Source organism: Pseudomonas sp. BIGb0278 (genome assembly GCF_024809895.1).
Taxonomy (GTDB): domain Bacteria; phylum Pseudomonadota; class Gammaproteobacteria; order Pseudomonadales; family Pseudomonadaceae; genus Aquipseudomonas; species Aquipseudomonas shirazensis.
Window position 1 is genome coordinate 44,069 of record NZ_JANUEL010000003.1, and the last position, 20,459, is coordinate 64,527.

A 20,459-nucleotide genomic window follows, 5' to 3' on the forward strand; every position below is an offset into this window, starting at 1 on the left:
TCTCAAGGAATTCGCATGAACGCAGCACTGAACAAGGGTTCGGCCCAGCGCGCGCCGTCCTACTACAGCGCCACTGTCAACGATCACAGCCAGTACCCGACTTTGCAGGGTACGCACCAGGTCGATGTGGCGATCATCGGCGGCGGTTTCACCGGCGTAGCCACGGCGGTCGAGCTGGCCGAACGTGGGCTCAAGGTGGCCATTGTCGAAACCAATCGCATCGGTTGGGGCGCCAGCGGGCGCAACGGCGGCCAGGTGACGGGCAGCCTGTCCGGCGACGAGGCGATGCGCCAGCAGATGAGCGCGCGCCTCGGCAGCGAGGTCGATGACTTCATCTGGCAACTGCGCTGGCGCGGCCACGAGATCATCGAGCAACGGGTGCAACGCTACGGAATCGAGTGCGACCTCAAGCGCGGCCACCTGCACACCGCGATGAAGCCATCGCACATGGCCGAGCTGCAGAGTTTTCAGGCCGAGGCCCAACGCCGTGGCATGGGTGATCAGCTCGAGTTGCTCGATCGCGACGGGGTTGCCCGCCACCTGCAGAGCCCGCTGTACCTGGGCGGCCTGAAGAACATGCGCAACCTGCACCTGCACCCGCTCAACCTGTGCCTGGGCGAAGCGCGCGCGGCACACGCGATGGGCGCCCTGATTTTCGAGAATTCCGAGGTACTCGACATCGTTCACGGCCCTCGCCCGGCGGTGGTCACCGCCCAGGGCCGGATCGAGGCGCGTCAGGTGATGCTCGCCGGCGATGTCTATCACAAGCTGGAAAAGCGCCAGCTGAAGGGCAAGATCTTCCCGGCGATGGGCGGCATCGTCACCACCGCGCCACTGGGCGAACTGGCCGAGCAGATCAACCCGGAGGATCTGGCGGTGTACGACTGCCGCTTCGTCCTCGACTACTACCGCCTGACCGCCGACAAGCGCTTGCTGTTCGGCGGTGGCGCCAACTACTCCGGCAAGGATTCACGGGACATCGCCGGCGAGCTGCGACCGTGCATCGAGCGCACCTTCCCCGCTCTCAAAGGCGTGCCGATCGAGTTCCAGTGGAGCTGCGCGATGGGCATCGTGGTCAACCGCATTCCGCAGTTGGGCAAACTCTCTGACAACGTCTGGTACTGCCAGGGTTATTCCGGGCACGGCGTTGCCACCAGCCACATCATGGGTGAAATCATGGCTGAGGCGGTGACCGGAACGTTGGAGAAGTTCGATACCTTTGCCGGCTGCAAGCACGTCAAGGTGCCAATGGGCGACCTGCTCGGCAATCCGCTGCTGGCGGCGGGGATGTGGTACTACCAGATGCTGGAAAAACTGCGCTGACAGCTGCAGCGGCGACTGCGCGGGCATCAGCTGCCACGCAGTCGCCACCTGATCAGGCGGTCTTTTTCAGGCCTTGCTTCTTCAGCTCTTCGTCACGCAGCTCGCGGCGCAGGATCTTGCCGACGTTGGTGGTTGGCAAGGCATCACGGAACTCGATATAACGCGGCACCTTGTAGCCGGTGACGTTGGCGCGCATATGCTCCATGACCTGCTCCTTGGTCAGGGTCATGCCCGGCTTGACCACGATGAACACCTTGATCAGCTCGCCCGACTTCTCGTCCGGTACACCGATCGCAGCGCACTGCAGCACACCCGGCAAGCCGGCGAGCACGTCTTCGAGTTCATTGGGGTAGACGTTGAAGCCGGACACCAGAATCATGTCCTTCTTGCGGTCGACGATACGCATGTAGCCATCGGTCTGGATCAAGGCGATGTCGCCAGTCTTCAACCAGCCATCGGCATCGAGAATCTCGGCGGTAGCATCTTCGCGCTGCCAGTAGCCTTTCATCACCTGCGGGCCCTTGACGCACAGCTCGCCGACCTCGCCCAGGGCAAGCTCCTGGCCGCTGTCATCGATGATCTTGCACAGCGTCGACGGCACCGGGATGCCGATGGTGCCGACCTGGTTGGCCTCAGCCGGATTGACCGCAGCAACCGGGCTGGTTTCGGTCATGCCGTAGCCTTCGCAGATGGCGCAGCCGGTTACGGCTTTCCAGCGCTCGGCAACGCTCAACTGCAAGGCCATGCCACCGGACAGGGTGATCTTCAGTGCCGAGAAGTCCAGAGCGCGGAAGCCTTCGTTGTTGCACAGGGCAACGAACAGCGTGTTGAGGCCGACAAAGCCGCTGAACTTCCACTTGCCGAGCTCCTTGACCATCGCCGGCAGGTCGCGCGGGTTGCTGATCAGCACGTTGTGGTTGCCGATCAGCATCATTGCCATGCAATGGAAGGTAAAGGCATAGATGTGGTAAAGCGGCAGCGGCGTGATCAGGATCTCGCAGCCTTCTTGCAGGTTGGCGCCCATCAACGCACGGCACTGGAGCATGTTGGCGACCAGGTTGCGGTGGGTGAGCATGGCGCCCTTGGCCACCCCGGTGGTGCCGCCGGTGTACTGCAGCACGGCAACATCATCGGCCTGCGGGTTGGCTTCGTTGACCGGCTGGCCGGCGCCCTTGGCCAAGGCATCGTTGAAACGTACGGCCTTGGGCAGGTGATAGGCCGGGACCATCTTCTTCACGTATTTGATGACGCTGTTGATCAGCAGCCGTTTCAGCGGCGGCAGCAGGTCGGCCACTTCGGTGACGATGACGTGTTTGACCTGGGTCTTGGGCACCACCTTTTCAGCCAGGTGGGCCATGTTGGCCAGGCACACCAGCGCCTTGGCGCCAGAGTCGTTGAACTGGTGTTCCATCTCCCGCGTGGTGTAAAGCGGGTTGGTGTTGACCACGATCAGGCCAGCGCGCATGGCACCGAATACCGCCACCGGGTACTGCAGCACGTTCGGCAGCTGCACGGCGATGCGGTCGCCCGGCTTGAGGTCAGTGTGCTGCTGCAGCCACGCGGCAAACGCGCCGGACAGCGTGTACAGCTCGCCATAGGTCAGGGTCTTGCCCAGGTTGCTGAAGGCCGGCTTGTCGGCAAAACGCTGGCAGGATTGCTTGAGCACCGCCTGGATATTGGGGAATTCATCAGGATTGATTTGCGCCGCTACCCCGGCTGGGTACTTATCCTTCCAAAAATTTTCGATCATGGAAGCCAACTCCTTGAGCAACAGCGAATTCTTTATACGCGTTTATGCGTTTATTATTGATAGAAGGCGCCGGTTCATTGCCAACCGTATCCTCTGAAAGCGGGCCGAGAGTATCAGCTTTGCCAAGGGTCGACTAGAGGCCAAAACAGGCCAAACGGTCACAAATATGACTCAATGAATTATATAAGTCATATTTAGAGTAATTAGCCAAAATGTCGCAAACCGGCTGCTGTGGGTTGATCTACTGGCTATGCATATAAAGAGAGGCAAGCGCGTCGCCGCTGCTTGCCTCTGCAGTGCCTAGGCCGGACCGGTCAGGCGATGTCGCGCAGCTCGCGCCGCAGGATCTTGCCGACCGGCGTCATTGGCAGCGAATCGCGCAGGACGATGTGTTTGGGCACTTTGTAGCCGGTGAAGTTGGCCTTGCAGTAAGCCTTCAGCTCTTCAACGCTGACGCCCCCTTCACGGGCCACCACAAACAGCTTCACCGCCTCGCCGGAACGCTCGTCCGGCACCCCGATTGCGGCGCAGTTGGCGACCTGCGGGTGGGCCATCACCACATCCTCGATCTCGTTCGGGTACACGTTGAAGCCCGAGACGATGATCATGTCTTTCTTGCGGTCGACAATCCGCGTGTAGCCATCAGGATCGATGACGGCGATGTCACCCGTCTTGAACCAGCCTGCACTGTCGAGCGCCTGCGCCGTTGCCTCGGGCTGCTGCCAGTAGCCTTTCATCACTTGCGGGCCCTGGATACACAGCTCGCCGCGCTCGCCCAAGGGCAACTCGTTGCCATCGTCATCGATGACCTTGAACGCCGTGGCCACTACCGGGATGCCTACTGTGCCCAGCCGCGCCAGCTGCCCATAAGGGTTGGTACTGGCCACAGGCGAGGTTTCGGTCAGGCCGTAGCCTTCGACGATGCGGCACTTGGTCAGGCTCTCCCAACGCTCCGCGGTGGCCTTGACCAACGCGGTACCACCGGAGTTGGTGACCTTCAACGCCGAGAAATCCAGTGACTTGAAACCGGGGTGGTCCATCAGCGCGACAAACAGCGTATTCAGGCCAATCAAGCCCGAGAAACGCCACTTGCCCAGCTCCTTGATAAACCCTGGGATATCACGTGGGTTGGTAATCAGCACGTTGTGGTTGCCGGTGACCATCATGCACATGCAGTTCGCCGTAAAAGCATAGATGTGGTACAGCGGCAGCGGCGCGATCATCACCTCCTGGCCTTCCTTGATCATCTTCTGGCCGTCGGCGCCGTGCTGGGAGAAGCACGCCAGTACCTGCAGCATGTTGGCGACCAGATTGGCATGGGTCAGCATGGCGCCCTTGGCCAAGCCGGTGGTGCCGCCGGTGTACTGCAGCACGGCGACATCGTCGAGGCTGCGCGGCACCGGTGTATGGCTCAACGCCCTGCCCTCGCGCAGCACCTGCTTGAACGACTTTGCCTGCGGCAGATCGAAGGCCGGGACCATCTTCTTGACCTTGTCGACCAAGGTATTGACCAGCCAGCCTTTGGCGGTAGGCAGCAGATCCCCCATCTTCGCTTCGATCAGGTACTCAAGGCCGGTATCGGGGAGCACCTCCTGCACCCTTCTGCCAAACATGTTCAGGTACACCAGCGCACGCGCGCCGGAATCCTTGAACTGGTGGCGCATTTCCCGCTCGGTGTACAGCGGGTTGGTGTTGACCACGATCAGCCCGGCCCGCAGCGCACCGAACACCGCAATCGGGTACTGCAGCACGTTGGGCATCTGCACGGCAATACGATCGCCGGGGGCCAGGTCGGTATTGGCCTCCAGCCAGGCGGCGAAGGCCGCCGAGTGGCGTTCGAGCTCGCCATAACTCAAGGTCACGCCGAGGTTGCTGAAGGCCGGGCGGTCGGCGAAGCGCTTGCAGGAGCGCTCGAACACATCGACCACGCTGCGGTAGGCATTGATATCGATGGAGGAAGGCACGCCCGCCGGGCGTTTGTCATTCCAGAAGTCGGCATGCATTTATTATTGTTCCTCTTGGCCTGGAGCGTCCTTGACCTGCTGCACGGGGCGACAGGCGTTGAGCCGACGTTAGCAGGTAAGTGGGAGGTGGCAAACACGCCAAGGGCCGCTATTAACATTGTGAATCTTATTTGTGCCCGCCCTGCAATTTCAGTGGTAGTGCGTACACTGTCGGGGAACATGCACAGAAAAGGACGCGGTCATGGCTTACGATGCGCTCTGGGTTGCCGCCAGTGAGCACAGCAACCTGTACCTGCACCAATGGCTGCCGGCCACACCGGTCAAGGCCGTGGTGCTGCTGGCGCATGGCATGGCCGAGCATGGCGGGCGCTATCAGCGCTTGGGCCAGGCACTGAGCGCCGCCGGCTTTGCCCTGCTCGCGCCTGATCAGCGTGGCCATGGCCGGACCGCCGAGAACGGTCGTCTGGGCCTGTTCGCCCGCAAGGATGGCTGGAATGCCGTGGTCAACGATCTCGGCCTGCTCAGCCAGCACATCGGCGAGCGATTTCCTGGCACGCCACTGTTTTTGTTCGGCCACAGCATGGGCAGTTACATCGTCCAGGCTTACCTGCTGCACCACAGCGCCAGCGTGCACGGAGCTATTCTCAGCGGCTCCAACCTGCAGCCGCCCAGGCTGTATCGCGCCGCGGCCCTGATCGTCCGCGCCGAAGCCTGGCGCCAGGGCGCCAAGGCCAGCAGTGCGCTGATCGACAAGCTTTCGTTCGGCAGCTTCAACAATGCCTTCAAGCCTACCCGGACGCCATTCGACTGGCTAAGCCGCGACGAAGCCGAAGTAGACAAGTACATCGCCGACCCGCTGTGCGGGTTTCGCTGCAGCAATCAGTTGTGGCTCGATCTGCTCCGAGGCCTGGCGCAAGTCAGCCGGCCGAGCAACCTTGCCCAGGTCGATCCGAACCTGCCGATACTGATAATTGGCGGTGAATGTGATCCGGTGAGTGCCGGCAAGCGTCTCAGTGATCTGGCCGTCGCTTTGAGCGCGACCGGCAACCGGCATGTGCAGTTGCGCCTGTACCCGCAGGCGCGCCACGAACTGCTCAATGAAACCAATCGCGACGAGGTTACCGCCGACATTCTCGGCTGGCTCGAGCAGACGCTGGCCCTTGGCCGCCCCGCTCGCAGTGAATGATAGCCAGGCCCCGTCCGCCAATAAGGAAGCCCTGATGACCCAGGTCACCAACACCCCCTACGAAGCCCTCGAAGTGGGTCAGAAAAATGAAGAGTTCGTCAAGCGCGTTGAAGAGCGCGACATCCAACTCTTCGCCGCCATGTCCGGTGACCACAACCCCGTCCACCTCGATGCCGAGTACGCTGCCAAGACCATCTTCCGCGAGCGGATTGCCCACGGCATGTTCACTGGCGCCCTGATCAGCGCGGCAGTGGCCTGCAACCTGCCCGGCCCAGGCACGGTGTATCTGGGCCAGCAGATGAGTTTCCAGAAGCCGGTAAAAATCGGCGACACGCTGACCGTGCGCCTGGAGATCCTCGAAAAGCTGCCCAAGTTCAAGGTGCGTATCGCCACCAACGTCTACAACCAGAACGATGAGCTGGTGATTGCCGGCGAAGCCGAGATTCTCGCGCCGCGCAAGCAGCAGACCGTGCAGCTGGTGACGCCGCCGACCTTCGAGCCGAGCGTTGCCGAAGCCTGACTTCTAGCGGCCCTGCAAGTCGCGCAGGCGCTGCTCGATGTAGCGCCGCTCCGGCTCTTGTTGAGTCAGTATCAGGGCTCGCTGCCACGCTGCGCGAGCCGGCTCGGTCTGGCCCAGTTGGCCGTGCAGTTCTGCGCAGGCGGCGTGCGCCAGGTGATAGTCGAGCAGTTCGCCGCGCTGCAACAGCGCTTCGATCAGCACCAAGCCCGCCTGCGGACCATCGCGTCTGGCCAGGGCTGCGGCTCGATTGAGTTCGATCACCGGTGATGGCCAGTGGCGCTGCAATACATCGTACAAACCAATGATCTGCGCCCAGTCGGTATCTGCCGGGCGGAGCGCTTCTGCATGCAGCGCCGCGATCGCCGCTTGCAGGCTGTAGATACCGGCCGGGCCAGCGCGCAGCGCCCGTTCGGCCAACTGGCAGCCTTCGGCGATCTGCTGGTGATTCCACAGGCGGCGATCCTGTTGATCGAGCAGCACCAGGTTACCGTCAAGGTCACTGCGCGCTGCCTGCCGTGAAGCTTGCAGCAGCATCAGCGCCAACAGGCCCATTACCTGCGGGGCTGGCAGCAGTTGCAGCAGCAGTCGACCAAGCCGAATCGCCTCATCACACAGCTCACGGCGCACCACCGCTTCACCCGAGCTGGCTGAATAGCCTTCGTTGAAGACCAGGTAAATCACCCGCAGGACACTGTCCAGACGCTCTGGCAGCTCGGCCTGCTCGGGGACCTGATAGGCGATACCGGCATCGCGGATCTTCGCCTTGGCGCGGACGATGCGCTGGGCAATGGTTGCCGGACGCTGGACAAAGGCACTGGCAATCTGCTCGGTGCTGAGGCCACAGACTTCACGCAGGGTCAGCGGCACCTGGACATCCGCAGCCAGCGCGGGGTGGCAGCAGGTGAAGATCAGGCGCAAGCGGTCATCGCCGAGTAGCGCTTCATCAGCGGGGTCGTCATCGCTGGGCACAAGCATGATCAGATCCGCCTGGGCATGATCGAAACGGGCATGTTTGCGTAACAGATCGATGGCCTTGAAGCGCCCGGTCGACACCAGCCAGGCCCGTGGATTGCTGGGGATGCCATCACGCTGCCAGCGCTCGACCGCGATGAAAAACGCCTCGTGCATGGCCTCCTCGGCCAGGTCGAAATCACCCAGCAGGCGAATCAAGGTGGCCAGAATGCGCCGCGAGTCTCGTCGGTAGAGCTCATCTACCACCTCACGCAGCTGCTCGCCGAGCATCAGTCAGGCATCTGCTGAGTGACTACCTCCACCAGGCGGTCCAGGCTTTGTCCCCACCCCTGGTGAAAGCCCATTTCTTCGTGGGCGCGGCAATCCTCGGCATTCCAGTGCAGCGCGCGGGCGGTATAGCGGGTCTTGCCGTGTTCATCATCGAAGGTCACCACTGCGGTCATGAAGGCCTTGGCGGCGGGGACCCAGCCCGGCCGAAACGCATCGGTGAAGACCAGCCGACGTGGCGCCACGATTTCCAGGAAGACACCCTGGTTATCGTATTCGGTGCCGTCCGCGGTGCGCATCAAGGTCCGGAACAAGCCGCCAACCCACAGTTGCATCTCGCATTCCGGGGTGGTCATGCCGTGCGGGCCCCACCACTTCATCAGCCATTGCGGTTCGCTCCAGGCGCGAAATACCTTCGCCGGTGGGGCGTCGATCAGGCGAGTGATGGACAGTTCATGTTCGGCCACTGCAGAGCCTGCGTGTGCGTGCGTCATTGTTGTTGTGCTCCACGTTCAGGGTTGTAGTTCGCGCACCGGGCGGACCTCGACGCTGCCGACTCGGGCGGCGGGGATGCCTTTGGCGATGCTCAACGCTTCATTGAGGTCGCGCGCTTCGACCAGATAGAAACCGGCGAGCTGTTCCTTGGTGTCAGCGAATGGCCCGTCGGTCAGGCTCATCTGGCCATTGCGCACGCGCACCGTGGTCGCGGCCTGGACAGACTGCAGCGCCTGCGCGGCGAGCACGCGGCCGCTGCCCTCCAGTGCCTGCGCATAAGCCTGGCATTCGGCATCGGCGGGGCTGTCGGGCAAGCTGTGCAGCAGCCCCTCGTCACAATAGACCAGGCACAGGTATTTCATGATTGCCTCCAACGTCAGTGGACAGTGCGTTTGGCGATAACAGCAGGCGTGCTCAGCTCAAGGTTGCAGGTTGAACAGCGCCTTCTGGGTTTGCATGTCGAACGGCGCCGACCAGTGCTCGTGGATGACCTGCCACTGCGCGCCACTGCGACGATAGCCGACCGTAACGCGCATGAAGCCGCATTGGCTGTCGTCATCTGCCGGCCCGCAGCGATTGAGCCAGTGGGCCAGGGCGAGGTTGTCGTCGACGTGCAGGGTCAGTTGATGAATCTCGAACACCATCTCGCCCGAGCACATGCCCATGCACATTTCCCAGTGCGCACGGTAGGCGGCCTTGCCCTTGAAGTGCAGGGCCTGAATGGCGTCAAAGGCGACGACGTCTTCGGCGTAGGGAGCAACGATTGCATCGATGTCACGCTCGCGCACGGCCTGCATCCAGCTGTCGATCTGTTGACGCAGTAGCGATTCGGTTGAGGTAGTCATTATTGGGCTCTCGACCAGGGCAGCGCAGGATCATCCAGCGCCTTCATGACTAGTCGAATTGCGAGAGGCGAAATCGACAGGCACTGAAAAATATTTTTTTGAGCCTGGTCGACGGGTACCATTGGCCACTGCACTCCTGCTGCCGCCTACAGGTATTGCCATGCCTTTGACCAGCGAAACCCTGCCTGCCAGCCCGCATTTCGAGCTGAGCTGGGTGCGCGCGCAAGGCGGTGCCAGCTTCCCGCGGCATACCCATGACGAGTACGTGATCGGCGCCAATCTCAGTGGCCAGGAGCGGATTTGGCTCGATGGCCGCGAGCTGGAGGTGGCGCCAGGCCAGATCACCTTGTACAACCCGCTGGCCGTGCAGGGTTCGGAATTTGCCACGACAGGTGTGGAATACATCAGCCTGCACCTGGCGCCAGCGGCGATCACGCAACTGATCAGCGCCGACAATCTGCGCTCGACCGCTACTGCGCCACGTTTGCAGCAAGGCGTGCTGCAGCGGCCGCAGCTGTTTGCTGCGTTGCTGGAGCTGGCCCGGGCCAGTGACGAGCAACGCGAACAGGCCGAGCTGTTGTTGCTCGCGCAATTGCTGGAGCAACCCGCCAGCGCCGCCCATGAGCAGTCAGCGGCCGTCGCTACCAGCCAGGCATTCATGCGTGAGCATCTGCAGCAACGGCTGCCTCTCGAGCAGCTGGCGCAGGTCGCCGGCTTGAGCAAATATCACTTCGTACGCTGCTTCAAAAAGGCCACCGGCCTGGGCCCGTTGCAGTACCACATGCAACTGCGCCTGATCGAAGCGCGGCGCCGGTTACGTCTTGGCCAACACGCACCAGACGTGGCGCTGGACCTGGGTTTCTACGACCAGAGCCACTTCATCACAGCGTTTCGCCGGGTACACGGCGTGACGCCGCAACATTACGCGGCGGCAAGAATGAATTCGCGGTAGCCTGAAACGATCACATACACCGCGAAGTAGCAGAAAATCGCTGCCGACAGCAGGTAAGACCAGGTCAGCAAGCGGTCACCGAGCAAGCGCCCGCCGTGGCTGGCAATACCGCACAAGCTTACGCACCAGAGCAGGCCGGCCGCGAAGAAACCGCCGAGAAACACAACCGCGTCGAGCAAGCTGCCAGCGCCTGAGCGGGAGATCAGCACACCGCCGACCGCAGCGAACCAGAGGATCGCGCTCGGCGACGACATCGCCAGAAACACCCCTCGCGCAAACTCGCGCCAGCCCGACTCGACCACCACCTCGGCGCGCGCATCCAGATGCCCGCCGCGCCAGGCGGCCAGCAGCATCTTCAGCGCAAACCAGATCAACAACGCCGAACCACCAAGCCACAGCACCCAGCGCACACTCTCGAACTGCAGCAGCACGGTCATCCCGGCCAATGCTGCGATGGCGTAGATCAAGTCACCCACGCAGGTGCCCAGGCCCAACCAGAACCCCTGAAGGAAACCACGCTGCATGGCCAGAGTGATCATGGCGATATTGGCGATGCCGATGTCCAGACACAGCGACAGGCTCAGCAGAAATCCGTTGGAAAAAGGCATGGGTAATAGCTACGCGACAGATCAGGAGGCGCTGATTAAGCCACAGGCCAATCGCGACGGTATTGGAAGAAATTGCCTGCTCCCCGGCTGCGCCGATCTTCACTTACCCGTTCAAGAGTACGCCAGCGCCGTCTGAGTATTCAGCCGCTCAAGACCTGCGCATAACGTTGACGATCAATATTCGCGCCACTGAGCACCACCGCAACGCGCTTGCCCTTCTGCCGCTCACGTTCCTGCAACAGCGCAGCCAAACCTGCAGCGCCAGCTCCCTCAGCAGTGTTGTGAGTGGTTTCGTGGTAAATGCGCATGGCCTCGGCGATCTCGTCATCGGTCACCCGCACGATCCGCGCGGCATGCTGATGAATCAAGGCAAAGGCATCCGGGTGCGGCATCCGACAGGCCATGCCATCGGCAAAGGTGTTGGCCGTGGCGGTGGTGACGATGCGGCCCTGTTCAAAGCTCTGCGCGTAGGCGTCGGCGGCAGTCGAGACCACGCCGACGATTTCGGTCTTGAGCCCAAGCAGGTTGCGCGCCTGGATCAACCCGCAGATGCCCGAGCCCATGCCGATCGGCACGTACACGCAGTCTAGCGCGGCGACAGCATCGAACAGCTCCAAGGCATAGGTCGCCACGCCGCGCACCAGCTCCGGGTGGAACGACGGCACCATCTGGTAGCCCAGCTCGTTGGCCAACCGCGCGGCTTCTTCGCGGGCCAGATCGAAGTCGGCACCATGCTCGATCAGCTCGGCGCCCAAGGCCCGCATGGCGGCGTTTTTCTCCCGCGAGTTGCCTTGCGGCACGACGATCACCAGCGGGATACCCGCCTGGCGCGCGGCCAACGCCATGCTCTGGCCGTGGTTGCCGCGTGTGGCCGTGACCAGCCCTTTCGGCGGCTGCCCGTGCGCCAACAACGAACGCACGTAGACCAGGCCACCGCGCACCTTGAACGCGCCGGTCGGGGCGTGATTTTCGTGTTTGACCCACACTTCGCAGCCGGCCCGCTCGGCCAGCAGCGGCCAGACATGCTGCGGCGTTGCGGGCAGGTGTTGGTGGACGAAATCAGCAGCTTCGCGCAGTGCGGCCAGGTCGAACATGACGATCTTCCTTCATCGTGTGAGTTGCCCTGATCCTAGGCGCGGGGCATTGTATGGGTAAATCGATATATTGCATGGGTGGCAATTTCATGTGGATCCCGACGCTGACTGCCAGCGATCAGCCGCGTTATCTGGCGCTGGTCGATGCCATCGCCGACGCCATCGAGCGCGGTGAGCTCAAGGTTGGCCAGCGCCTGCCGCCGCAGCGGCGCCTGGCCTGGGCGCTCGGGCTCAACCCAAGCACCACCCAGCAAGCCTACCGCGAAGCCGCTGCCCGTCATCTGGTCGCTGGCGCGGTGGGGCGTGGTACCTATGTGCTGGCGGGCAGCAAGGAAGCCACCCTGTTCCGGCTCAAGCGCCACGATGCAGAACAAGCGGTGATCGACCTGTCGACCAACGTGCCAGTGGTCGAACCCGACAACCGAGATCTGCAGGCCAGCCTGCACAGGCTGCTAGAACTCGAGCAGTCTGGCTTGCTCGAGCATTACCTGGGGCCTGAGCAACTGCTGGCGGGGCGCGTACACGGGGCACGCTGGCTGGCCGAACGCGGCTTGACTCTCGCGACCGACGAGCTGCTGCTGTGTGCCGGCGCGCAATACGCGCTGAACTGCGTGTTGCAGTCAGTGTGCGAGGACGGTGAAGCGGTGATGGTCGAGGCGCTGACGGCGCCTGGGATCAAGGCGGCGTGCCGGCAATTGCGTTTGCCAGTGCACGGCGTGGCGCTAGATGAGCACGGCCTGCGTCCGGATGAGCTGGACCGCGTCACGCGTGCCAGCGGCGCCCGCGTGCTGGTGATCACCCCGACCCTGCACAACCCGACCTCAACCTGCATGGACGCGGCACGCCGCCAGGCCATCGCCGAGGTGGTCAAACGCCATCAGCTGTTGGTGATCGAAGATGATGTGTACGGCGCACTGAGCGAGCAGCCACCGCTGTACCCCTTGCTTGAGGGGCGCGGAATTCTGGTAAGCAGCCTTTCGAAAACGGTTGCCGCCGGCTTGCGCGTGGGTTGGATCGTGGCCCAGCCGTCCCTGCTCGCGCAGATCGAGCCGCACAGCCAGGCGAGTCACTGGTCGGTCTCGCCGCTGGATCTGCATATCGCCTGCCAGTGGATCGCCGACGGTACTGCCGCCCGCCGCTTGGCCTGGAACCGCCAAGAAACCGCCGAGCGCTGGCGACTGGCCCGCAGTGTATTGGGCGCGGCGTTGCTCGACGACCGGCAGGCCTCACCGCACGTATGGGTAGCGGCACCGGCCGGCGCCGAGGCGCTGGCCGCTGATTGCCGCAGGCGCGGGGTCGAGGTCGTTCCCGGCAACGTTTTCGCGATTGGTGTGGATGAGGTCAAGGCCGTGCGGATCAGCCTGTCGGCAGCCACCAGCCGAGCACAGCTCAAACAAGGCCTGGAGGCCGTCCGTCAGGCACTGGCCGAGGCCTGATCAGCCCTGGCTGCAACCCTCACCCATCGCCCGGTACTGCAGAGTATGGACCTGGCCCTGATGGTCCTCGTAAGTCATGGTGGCAGGCACCACATCGCAGACATTGGGCAGGGTCGACAGGCTGATCACACGTTTGATGTCGAGGTTGGTGCCGTATTCATATTGCACCGCCACAGGTGGGCTGGACACCGGTTGAGCCTCTTTTGCGAAGGCGAACGAGGACACACCGAAGAGTGCAAGAATCAGTAGAGCTTTCATGAGAGTTGGCCTTTGAGGCGATCAAGCTGAGCGATTGACTTCAGTCCGCCGTCATTGGCGCGGAGAAGTTGTCATCGAGTGCACCGATGGCACGAAGTACCGGTCCCGCTTTGTCGTACTGCTGAGGGGATGAGACAATTTTACGCCTGTTACGCAATACTTGAACCCCACGGTAGGACATACAGCCTTGCGCAATGTGCAACAGTCTGCCCCCCCGGGCGCCCGCTACCGCTGAACTGGAACACACGATGACTGCCCTGACCTACGCGCCCCTCTGCGGACTGGAGCAACGCCTGCTTGATCACTTCTATCGCCAGCAAGGCTCGCGCATGCGCTCGGCAGCCGGCGGCGCGCTGTGGGTAGCGCGTGCGGGCGCAATCGTTGCGGGGATGAGCTTGAGCCCGGTGGGCCACGGTCAATGGCTGACCGGGCTGCTGGTCGACCCACAGTGGCGTGGGCGTGGCATCGCTGGGCAGTTGATCGAGGCCTCGCTGGCAACTGCATCGGGCCCCGTGTGGCTGTTCTGCCACCCGGAGCTACTGCCGTTCTATCAGCGATTGGGCTTTGGCCCCGCGCATGATCTGCCCGAGGCGCTGAGCATGCGTCTGGCGCGCTATCAGCGCAGCAAAAACCTGGTCGCGCTCGGCCGTGATCAGTCGTCGCCGATGTCCAGCCCAGGGAACAACACCTCGGTGTAGCCAAACCGGGAGAAGTCCTGGATCCGCGATGGATACAGGCGACCGATCAGATGATCACACTCATGCTGCACGACCCGCGCATGGAAACCTTCAGCGACGCGCTCGATCAAGTTGCCCTCAGGGTCGATGCCGCTGTAGCTGATGCGCGTGAACCGCGGCACCACACCGCGCAAGCCCGGCACCGACAGACAGCCCTCCCAGCCCTCCTCGGTCTCACTCGACAGCGGTGTAATGACCGGGTTGAGCAGAATGGTCTGCGGCACTGCCTCGGCGTCCGGGTAGCGCTCGCTGTGCTCGAAGCCGAAGATCACCAGTTGCAGGTCGACGCCGATCTGCGGCGCGGCCAGGCCAACGCCACCGACATGGTGCATGGTCTCGAACATATCGGTGATCAACTGCTGTAGCTCGGCGCTGCCAAGCAAGTGTTCGGGAACAGGCGGGGCGATGCGCAGCAGGCGCTCATCGCCCATTTTCAGGATGTCACGGATCATCAGCGGTTCGGCTCTGGGCTCGGGGGTTCGGTCGCCACCGGACGCTCATGACCCAGCACAGACACGGTCTCCTTCGGCTTGTGGCCGTCAAAGTCCTTCTCGCCTGGGTCTTTACCCTCGGCGGACATGTGCTCGATCACCGCGTTCATCTCGGCGCCAAGCAAGAGTACGGCGGCTGAAATATAGAAGTACAGCAGCAGCACGATAATTGCCCCGATGCTGCCGTACATGGCGTTGTAGTCGGCGAAGGTCTTGACGTAATAACCAAAGCCCAGCGAGGCGATGATCCACACCACCACCGCCAGCACCGAGCCTGGGGTAATGAACTTGAATTTCTGTTTCACGTCCGGCATGACGTAGTAGATCAACGCCACCGCGACCATCATCAGCACGACGATTGCCGGCCAGCGCACGATCGTCCATAGAGTAACGATGAACTCCTGCATGCCCACCTGCGCCGCAATCCACTCCATTACCTGTGGGCCCAATACCATCAACGCCGCCGCTGCCAGGAGCATGCCGGCGATGCCGATGGTGTAGAAGATCGACAGCGGGATGCGCTTCCACACCGGGCGCCCTTCCGGAACGTCGTAAGCGGCGTTCATCGCACTCATCATCAAGCGCACACCGGCCGAGGCGGTCCACAGGGCAATCACGATACCCACCGAGAGCAGGCCACCCTTGGACTGCTGCAATTGGTCGATCACCGGATTGACCTGTTCCAGTGCCTGTGGCGGCAGCACCAGCTCGGACTGCAAGCGCAGCCAGGAGAAGAAGTCAGGCAGGTGCAGGAAACCGATCAGGGCAATCAGGAACAGCAGGAACGGGAACAGCGAAAACAGCATCTGGTAGGCCAGAGCCGACGCGTAGGTGGACATCTCGTCATCGAGAAACTCACTGACGGTGCGCACCAGCACACGGTGCAGGGGGAGGCCCTGCAAGGCGTTAAAAATCATAGCGTCTCCTTTCGCCGCTCGATCATCTTGGCTGCCGGCCGCCGATGCGACAGGCCTTATGGTATGCATGCAAGTCTAATAGACCACGCCAGGCGCGTTGCTGTTCATTGCTCATCAAAGGCAATTGGGGCCGCTCTACGGCCCTTCGCGGGCAAGCCCGCGAAGGGCTGCAGAGCAGCCCCAAAATCAGCATTCAAACCTTAACTTACCGGCATCAACCCTTGGATAGCCGTTTTCCTAAGAATGAGCGCTTATGGCTTTTTAACCGCGTCTTTGACATCGCCGACTTTCTGCTGTGCTTCGCCTTTGACTTCCTGCGCCTTGCCTTCTGCACGCAGCTTGTCATTGTCGGTGACCTTGCCAACACCTTGCTTGATGTTACCTACCGCTTCGTTGGCCAAGCCTTTCGCTTTGTCTTTGGTGCCACTCATGGGGAAGTTCCTTTTAGGCAAAGACGCGAGATAACCGCGTCGACATACGAATCGACCGGTGGCCTTTGCCGAGAGTTTCATTTTTTTCTCGATCATTGCCTTGCGCGCAAAACCATCAGGCGCTGAAACATCGGCAAACAGCCGCCCATTGCAGGCAGCCGGGTAATGCGACATCAGCGTGTGCAAGCCTTGCTCGCCCGCGCGCCACCCCGCACAATGTCAGGTCATCTCAAGCGTCAACCCGCAGGAACCTGCATGAAACTCGACAAACCCGCCGCCATCGCCCGGCGCAACCAAGCGCTGGCCCGGCCGGTGCTGACCAGCGACAACTGCCTGTTCGCCATCCTCGACCCCAAGCGCAACCTGTGGTGGTTCGACATCCCGATGCGGCTGCTGGTCAAAGGCCAGCCTGACTGGGTCAACCTGCTGCTGCACAGCCCGGAGTCAGACGAGCTGCAGCACTTGAAAGTGCCGATCAACTACCTGCGTGCGCACCAGGAGCAACTGGAAGTGCGCAACGCCGGCAAGCGCCGCTCGACCATCAGTCTGGCCCTCAGCGCTGACCGCGATTCGCTGCTGCGCGACACCCGGCCGGGCGGCGAGCAGCTGGACTTCCGCACCTTCGTCCAGGACTGATCAGACCCGCTCGATGCGATCGTCAAGGATGACGATACGGCCGGCCTTGAACAACGCGCCAATGGCTTTCTTGAAGTTGCCCTTGCTGACGTTGAACAGGCCGCTGATCACCTGCGGATCACTCTTGTCACACACTGCCAGAGTGCCGCCAGCAGCTTCCAGCTTGGCCATGATCTGCTCTTGCAGGCCATCGGCCAGGGCCTGACCAACCGGCTGCAGGCTCAGGGCGATCTTGCCGTCCTGGCGCACTTCCTTGATAAAGCCCTTCTCGTGCATGCCCGAACGCAGGAACTTGAATATCTCGTTCTTGTGAATCAATCCCCAATGGCGGTTGTTGATGATCGCCTTGAAGCCGAGATCGGTTTCATCGGCCACCAGCAGCTCAACCGGCTGGCCTGCGGTGTACGCGGCCGGGGTCAGGTCGAGGTAGCGGTCCAGTCGAGCGGTGGCGGTGATGCGGCGGGTGCGTTTGTCCAGGTAGACGTGGACAACACAGTAGTCGCCGATCTTCAGCGAGCGCTTCTCTTCCGAGTAGGGCATCAGCAAGTCTTTGCTCAGGCCCCAGTCGAGGAAGATACCAGCCCCATTGATATCTTTTACCTTCAGGCTGGCGAACTCGCCGACCTGCACCTTGGGCTTCTCGGTGGTGGCGATCAGCTGGTCTTCGCTGTCCAGGTAGATGAACACGTTGAGCCAGTCATCGAGCTCGGTGGGCGTATCCTTGGGGATGTAACGCCGCGGCAGGAGGATTTCGCCGTCGGCGCCGCCATCCAGGTACAGGCCGAATTCGACGTGCTTGACGATTTGCAAACTGTTGTAACGCCCAAGTAGAGCCATTTCCGATGTTCCTCAAGACAAGGCGGCTATTCTACACCTGAACCCGCCGCCTCGCCCGACCGCTGGTTCGACTGAACTGCAAACCCGCCGCTGCGTCTATTGCTGGCACGCTCTTGCAAGGATTCGCTCATGCCTGTCTGCCTGACCAACGCCCTGCGCTTCAGCCTTGTCGCCCTGCTCTGCGCCGCCACCCTGTTCGGCTGCAGCCGCATCGACCTTGCCTATCGCAACCTCGACACGCTGGTGCCGTGGTCGCTGGGCGATTATCTGGACATGAACCGCGAGCAGAAAAACTGGCTCGACCAGCGCTTGCAGGCGCATCTGGCGTGGCACTGCTCCACACAGCTGCCCGGCTACCTCGACTGGCTCGACCGCATGCGGGCGATGGTCGCCGAGGATCAAGTCACCGATCAGGCCTTGCAGCAGCGCACAGCAGAGGCCCGCGAGGCGATTGCCCGGGTCACCGAAGCAATCACTCCGTCCGCAGTCGAACTGCTGCGCGGCATGGATGATCAGCAGGTCGAAGAGATGCGCCAGGCATTCGCGGATGACATCCGCGAGCGCCAGCGCACCTACGTCGACACGCCGCTGGCCAAGCAGATCAGCAAACGCGCCGAACGCATGGAGAAACGCATCAAGCCCTGGCTCGGCGAGCTCAACGCCGCCCAGCGCCTGCGCGTGCAGAACTGGTCGCAAGCCTTGGGCGACCAGAACCGCCAGTGGATCGCCAACCGCGCGCACTGGCAGCAACAGTTGCTGCTGGCCATGCAGCAACGTGCGACGCCCAGCTTCGAACCGCGCATCGCACAGCTGCTGCAGCACAAAGAAAGCCTGTGGACGCAGGACTATCGCAAGGCGTTCAACAACACCGAGCTCCAGGCGCGCGGCCTGCTGGTAGACCTGATCAAGGACAGCACACCCGCCCAGCGTCAGTTTCTGCAAGAGCGCCTGAGCAAGGTGCGCACCAGCTTCAGTGAACTGAAATGCCTCAAGGGCTGACGGTCATTCGCGCGGCTGACGTCGATAAGGGAACACATCGATGACCTTGCCGCCGGCAATGGCCGCCTGCAGCCCTTTCCAGTAATCGGCGTCGTATAGCTCCCCGTGCAGCTTGCTGAACAGGCGGCGTTGGCCGATATCGGCGAACAGAAACGGTGGGAATTCTTCCGGGAACACATCATGGATGCCGATCGAATACCACGGCTCGCCTGACATCTCGTCTTCGGGATAGCGCGGCGGCGGGATATGGCGAAAGTTGACCTCATCGAGAAAGCAGATTTCGTCGTAATCGTAAAACACCACCCGCCCATGGCGGGTTACGCCGAAGTTCTTCAGCAGCATGTCACCGGGGAAGATATTGGCCGCCGCCAGCTGCTTGATCGCCAGGCCGTAATCTTCCAACGCCTCCAGCACCTGGGCGTCGCTGGCCTGTTCCAGATACAGATTCAGCGGCGTCATCCGCCGTTCGGTCCAGCAGTGGCGGATCAGCACCGTGTCGCCCTCCAGCACCACGGTGGACGGAGCCACTTCCAGCAACTCGGCCAGGCACGCGGCCTCGAACTTTTTCCGCGGGAAGCGAAAGTCAGCGAACTCCTGGGTGTCGGCCATGCGCCCGACCCGATCGACGCTTTTTACCAGGCGGTATTTGTCGATAACCGTAGCGCGGTCGACTGTTTTTGACGGTGCGAAACGGTCCTTGATGATCTTGAACACCGTACTGAAGCCCGGCAGGGTAAACACGCTCATGACCATGCCGCGCACACCCGGCGCCATGACGAAGCGGTCGTCGCTGCTGGCCAGATGATTGATCAGCGCCCGATAGAACTCCGACTTGCCATGCTTGTAGAAGCCAATCGAGGTATACAGCTCGGCCACATGTTTGCCGGGCAGAATACGTTTGAGAAAGCTGACGAACTCCGCCGGCGCCGGCACATCGACCATGAAATAGGAGCGGGTGAAAGAGAAAATGATCGACACCTCGGCTTCGTCGGTGATCACCGCGTCCGCCTCGAGGCCATGACCTTCGCGGTGCAGCAGTGGGATCACCAGTGGCCACTGCTCATCCCGGGTGTACAAACGGCCTACCAGATACGCACCTTTGTTGCGGTACAGCACCGGCGCAAACAGCTCCAGTGCCAGGCTCGCGTCCTTGCACACCCAGTCGGGCAAGCTGCTGCGCAGTTGCTGTTCAAGGCGGCTGACGTCGCTGGGCAAGTCCGCATAGTCGACACTGAACGGGTAATCGGCAAACACCCGGTGCAACAACCCGCTCAAGCTACCGTCGGCCTGATAAATGCGCGTCTGCGCAGCGCGCTGATGGTCGCGCAGGGCCGGCCGGGTGGTGTGGATGAACATGCAGCTGTCGCTGATCAGGTCATGGCTGAACAGGCTGCAGAACAGTGAGTTGTACCAAGTCTCGGCCAACTCATCGTCCAGCCGCGGGTTGATCAGCCCAATGTAGGCGCTTTTGACCAACGGCCATTGTGCGACATCGAGCAATAGCGCCTCGGCAAATCCCTCGCGCAGCCAGCCATTGACCTCGACGACCTTCTCCTCATACAAGCTGATCCGCGCAGCTGCCGCCCGCTGGCTGTCGTGCCAGTCAGCGCGCTCGAATCGCTCGCGCGCACCCAGGGTTATCTGCCGGAAGTGCTCGCGGTAGTTATCGAAGCCATCGAGTACCCTGCGGGCGATTTCGCTGGCGGGCCAGTGCTGGGACATACCGATGCCTCTGCAGGGT

22 protein-coding genes are annotated in these 20,459 nt (G+C 62.0%); 8 read left to right on the top strand and 14 right to left on the bottom strand.

Annotated features, from left to right (window positions below):
* The first annotated feature begins 15 nt into the window (after window positions 1-15).
* Window positions 16-1,323, top strand: coding sequence for an FAD-binding oxidoreductase (locus M2396_RS12705; protein ID WP_101317565.1), 1,308 nt, complete (start codon window positions 16-18; stop codon window positions 1,321-1,323).
* A gap of 52 nt (window positions 1,324-1,375) precedes the next feature.
* Here M2396_RS12705 and fadD1 read toward each other — a convergent pair whose 3' ends face one another.
* Window positions 1,376-3,073: a long-chain-fatty-acid--CoA ligase FadD1 gene (gene fadD1, locus M2396_RS12710; RefSeq protein ID WP_150571506.1), complete on the bottom strand. Its 1,698-nt coding sequence runs from the start codon at window positions 3,071-3,073 to the stop codon at window positions 1,376-1,378.
* Between the two features lie 314 nt (window positions 3,074-3,387).
* Window positions 3,388-5,076 carry a long-chain-fatty-acid--CoA ligase FadD2 gene (gene fadD2 / locus M2396_RS12715; RefSeq protein ID WP_259075287.1) on the bottom strand — a complete coding sequence of 563 codons (1,689 nt, stop codon included), beginning with the start codon at window positions 5,074-5,076 and terminating at the stop codon, window positions 3,388-3,390.
* Window positions 5,077-5,278: 202 nt separating this feature from the next.
* Here fadD2 and M2396_RS12720 point away from each other — a divergent pair, with 202 nt between their 5' ends.
* Together M2396_RS12720 and M2396_RS12725 are read left to right on the top strand one after the other, a co-directional pair.
* Window positions 5,279-6,223: an alpha/beta hydrolase gene (locus tag M2396_RS12720; protein ID WP_259075289.1), complete on the top strand. Its 945-nt coding sequence runs from the start codon at window positions 5,279-5,281 to the stop codon at window positions 6,221-6,223.
* Between the two features lie 34 nt (window positions 6,224-6,257).
* Window positions 6,258-6,743, top strand: coding sequence for a MaoC family dehydratase (locus tag M2396_RS12725; protein WP_150571503.1), 486 nt, complete (start codon window positions 6,258-6,260; stop codon window positions 6,741-6,743).
* A 3-nt stretch (window positions 6,744-6,746) separates the two neighbouring features.
* Here M2396_RS12725 and M2396_RS12730 read toward each other — a convergent pair whose 3' ends face one another.
* From M2396_RS12730 to M2396_RS12745, 4 genes are read right to left on the bottom strand one after another with little or no spacing between them, the layout of a single operon-like run.
* Window positions 6,747-7,985, bottom strand: coding sequence for an RNA polymerase sigma factor (locus M2396_RS12730; RefSeq protein ID WP_259075291.1), 1,239 nt, complete (start codon window positions 7,983-7,985; stop codon window positions 6,747-6,749).
* Entirely contained in the window at window positions 7,985-8,476 is a 492-nt protein-coding gene (locus tag M2396_RS12735; RefSeq protein WP_150571501.1) for an SRPBCC family protein, read from the bottom strand. Before M2396_RS12735 ends, M2396_RS12730 begins: the two co-directional genes overlap by 1 nt.
* An 18-nt stretch (window positions 8,477-8,494) precedes the next feature.
* Window positions 8,495-8,839: a YciI family protein gene (locus tag M2396_RS12740; protein WP_101317550.1), complete on the bottom strand. Its 345-nt coding sequence runs from the start codon at window positions 8,837-8,839 to the stop codon at window positions 8,495-8,497.
* A gap of 57 nt (window positions 8,840-8,896) precedes the next feature.
* Window positions 8,897-9,322 (bottom strand): nuclear transport factor 2 family protein, encoded by a 426-nt coding sequence (locus M2396_RS12745; RefSeq protein ID WP_101317548.1) that lies wholly within the window; start codon window positions 9,320-9,322, stop codon window positions 8,897-8,899.
* A 160-nt stretch (window positions 9,323-9,482) separates the two neighbouring features.
* Here M2396_RS12745 and M2396_RS12750 point away from each other — a divergent pair, with 160 nt between their 5' ends.
* Window positions 9,483-10,274 (top strand): AraC family transcriptional regulator, encoded by a 792-nt coding sequence (locus tag M2396_RS12750; RefSeq protein WP_259075293.1) that lies wholly within the window; start codon window positions 9,483-9,485, stop codon window positions 10,272-10,274.
* Here M2396_RS12750 and M2396_RS12755 read toward each other — a convergent pair.
* On the bottom strand, window positions 10,244-10,882 hold the full coding sequence (locus tag M2396_RS12755) for a LysE family translocator (protein WP_181106031.1): 639 nt from the start codon (window positions 10,880-10,882) through the stop codon (window positions 10,244-10,246). The genes M2396_RS12750 and M2396_RS12755 overlap by 31 nt on opposite strands.
* A 140-nt stretch (window positions 10,883-11,022) precedes the next feature.
* On the bottom strand, window positions 11,023-11,976 hold the full coding sequence (locus M2396_RS12760; RefSeq protein ID WP_101317544.1) for a threonine dehydratase: 954 nt from the start codon (window positions 11,974-11,976) through the stop codon (window positions 11,023-11,025).
* 74 nt (window positions 11,977-12,050) lie between these two features.
* On the opposite strand from M2396_RS12760, the gene M2396_RS12765 reads away from it, so the two are divergent.
* Window positions 12,051-13,412 (top strand): PLP-dependent aminotransferase family protein, encoded by a 1,362-nt coding sequence (locus M2396_RS12765; protein WP_224786464.1) that lies wholly within the window; start codon window positions 12,051-12,053, stop codon window positions 13,410-13,412.
* Here M2396_RS12765 and M2396_RS12770 read toward each other — a convergent pair whose 3' ends face one another.
* Window positions 13,413-13,670, bottom strand: a complete 258-nt coding sequence (locus tag M2396_RS12770; RefSeq protein ID WP_101317542.1) for a DUF2790 domain-containing protein — start codon at window positions 13,668-13,670, stop codon at window positions 13,413-13,415. It abuts the gene before it with no gap.
* Between the two features lie 329 nt (window positions 13,671-13,999).
* Here M2396_RS12770 and M2396_RS12775 point away from each other — a divergent pair, with 329 nt between their 5' ends.
* Window positions 14,000-14,368 (top strand): GNAT family N-acetyltransferase, encoded by a 369-nt coding sequence (locus M2396_RS12775; protein WP_150571518.1) that lies wholly within the window; start codon window positions 14,000-14,002, stop codon window positions 14,366-14,368.
* Here the strand turns inward: M2396_RS12775 and def are convergent.
* The 3 genes from def to M2396_RS12790 all read right to left on the bottom strand — a co-directional run bounded on the left by def (window position 14,323) and on the right by M2396_RS12790 (window position 16,246).
* On the bottom strand, window positions 14,323-14,859 hold the full coding sequence (def, locus tag M2396_RS12780) for a peptide deformylase (RefSeq protein WP_101317540.1): 537 nt from the start codon (window positions 14,857-14,859) through the stop codon (window positions 14,323-14,325). The genes M2396_RS12775 and def overlap by 46 nt on opposite strands.
* A complete protein-coding gene (locus M2396_RS12785) occupies window positions 14,859-15,815 on the bottom strand; it encodes a YihY/virulence factor BrkB family protein (protein WP_101317538.1) in 957 nt (318 codons plus the stop codon). The genes def and M2396_RS12785 overlap by 1 nt, the downstream gene beginning before the upstream one ends.
* A 251-nt stretch (window positions 15,816-16,066) precedes the next feature.
* Window positions 16,067-16,246, bottom strand: coding sequence for a CsbD family protein (locus M2396_RS12790; RefSeq protein ID WP_101317536.1), 180 nt, complete (start codon window positions 16,244-16,246; stop codon window positions 16,067-16,069).
* A 255-nt stretch (window positions 16,247-16,501) separates the two neighbouring features.
* On the opposite strand from M2396_RS12790, the gene M2396_RS12795 reads away from it, so the two are divergent.
* Window positions 16,502-16,882: a hypothetical protein gene (locus M2396_RS12795; protein WP_150571494.1), complete on the top strand. Its 381-nt coding sequence runs from the start codon at window positions 16,502-16,504 to the stop codon at window positions 16,880-16,882.
* Here the strand turns inward: M2396_RS12795 and M2396_RS12800 are convergent, their stop codons facing one another.
* On the bottom strand, window positions 16,883-17,719 hold the full coding sequence (locus M2396_RS12800) for a S1 RNA-binding domain-containing protein (RefSeq protein WP_103436493.1): 837 nt from the start codon (window positions 17,717-17,719) through the stop codon (window positions 16,883-16,885).
* A 129-nt stretch (window positions 17,720-17,848) separates the two neighbouring features.
* Between M2396_RS12800 and M2396_RS12805 the strand changes: the two genes are divergently transcribed.
* Entirely contained in the window at window positions 17,849-18,718 is an 870-nt protein-coding gene (locus M2396_RS12805) for a DUF6279 family lipoprotein (RefSeq protein ID WP_259075296.1), read from the top strand.
* A 3-nt stretch (window positions 18,719-18,721) separates the two neighbouring features.
* On the opposite strand, the gene aceK is transcribed toward M2396_RS12805, so the two are convergent.
* Entirely contained in the window at window positions 18,722-20,440 is a 1,719-nt protein-coding gene (aceK, locus tag M2396_RS12810) for a bifunctional isocitrate dehydrogenase kinase/phosphatase (RefSeq protein ID WP_259075298.1), read from the bottom strand.
* Between the last annotated feature and the right edge of the window lie 19 nt (window positions 20,441-20,459).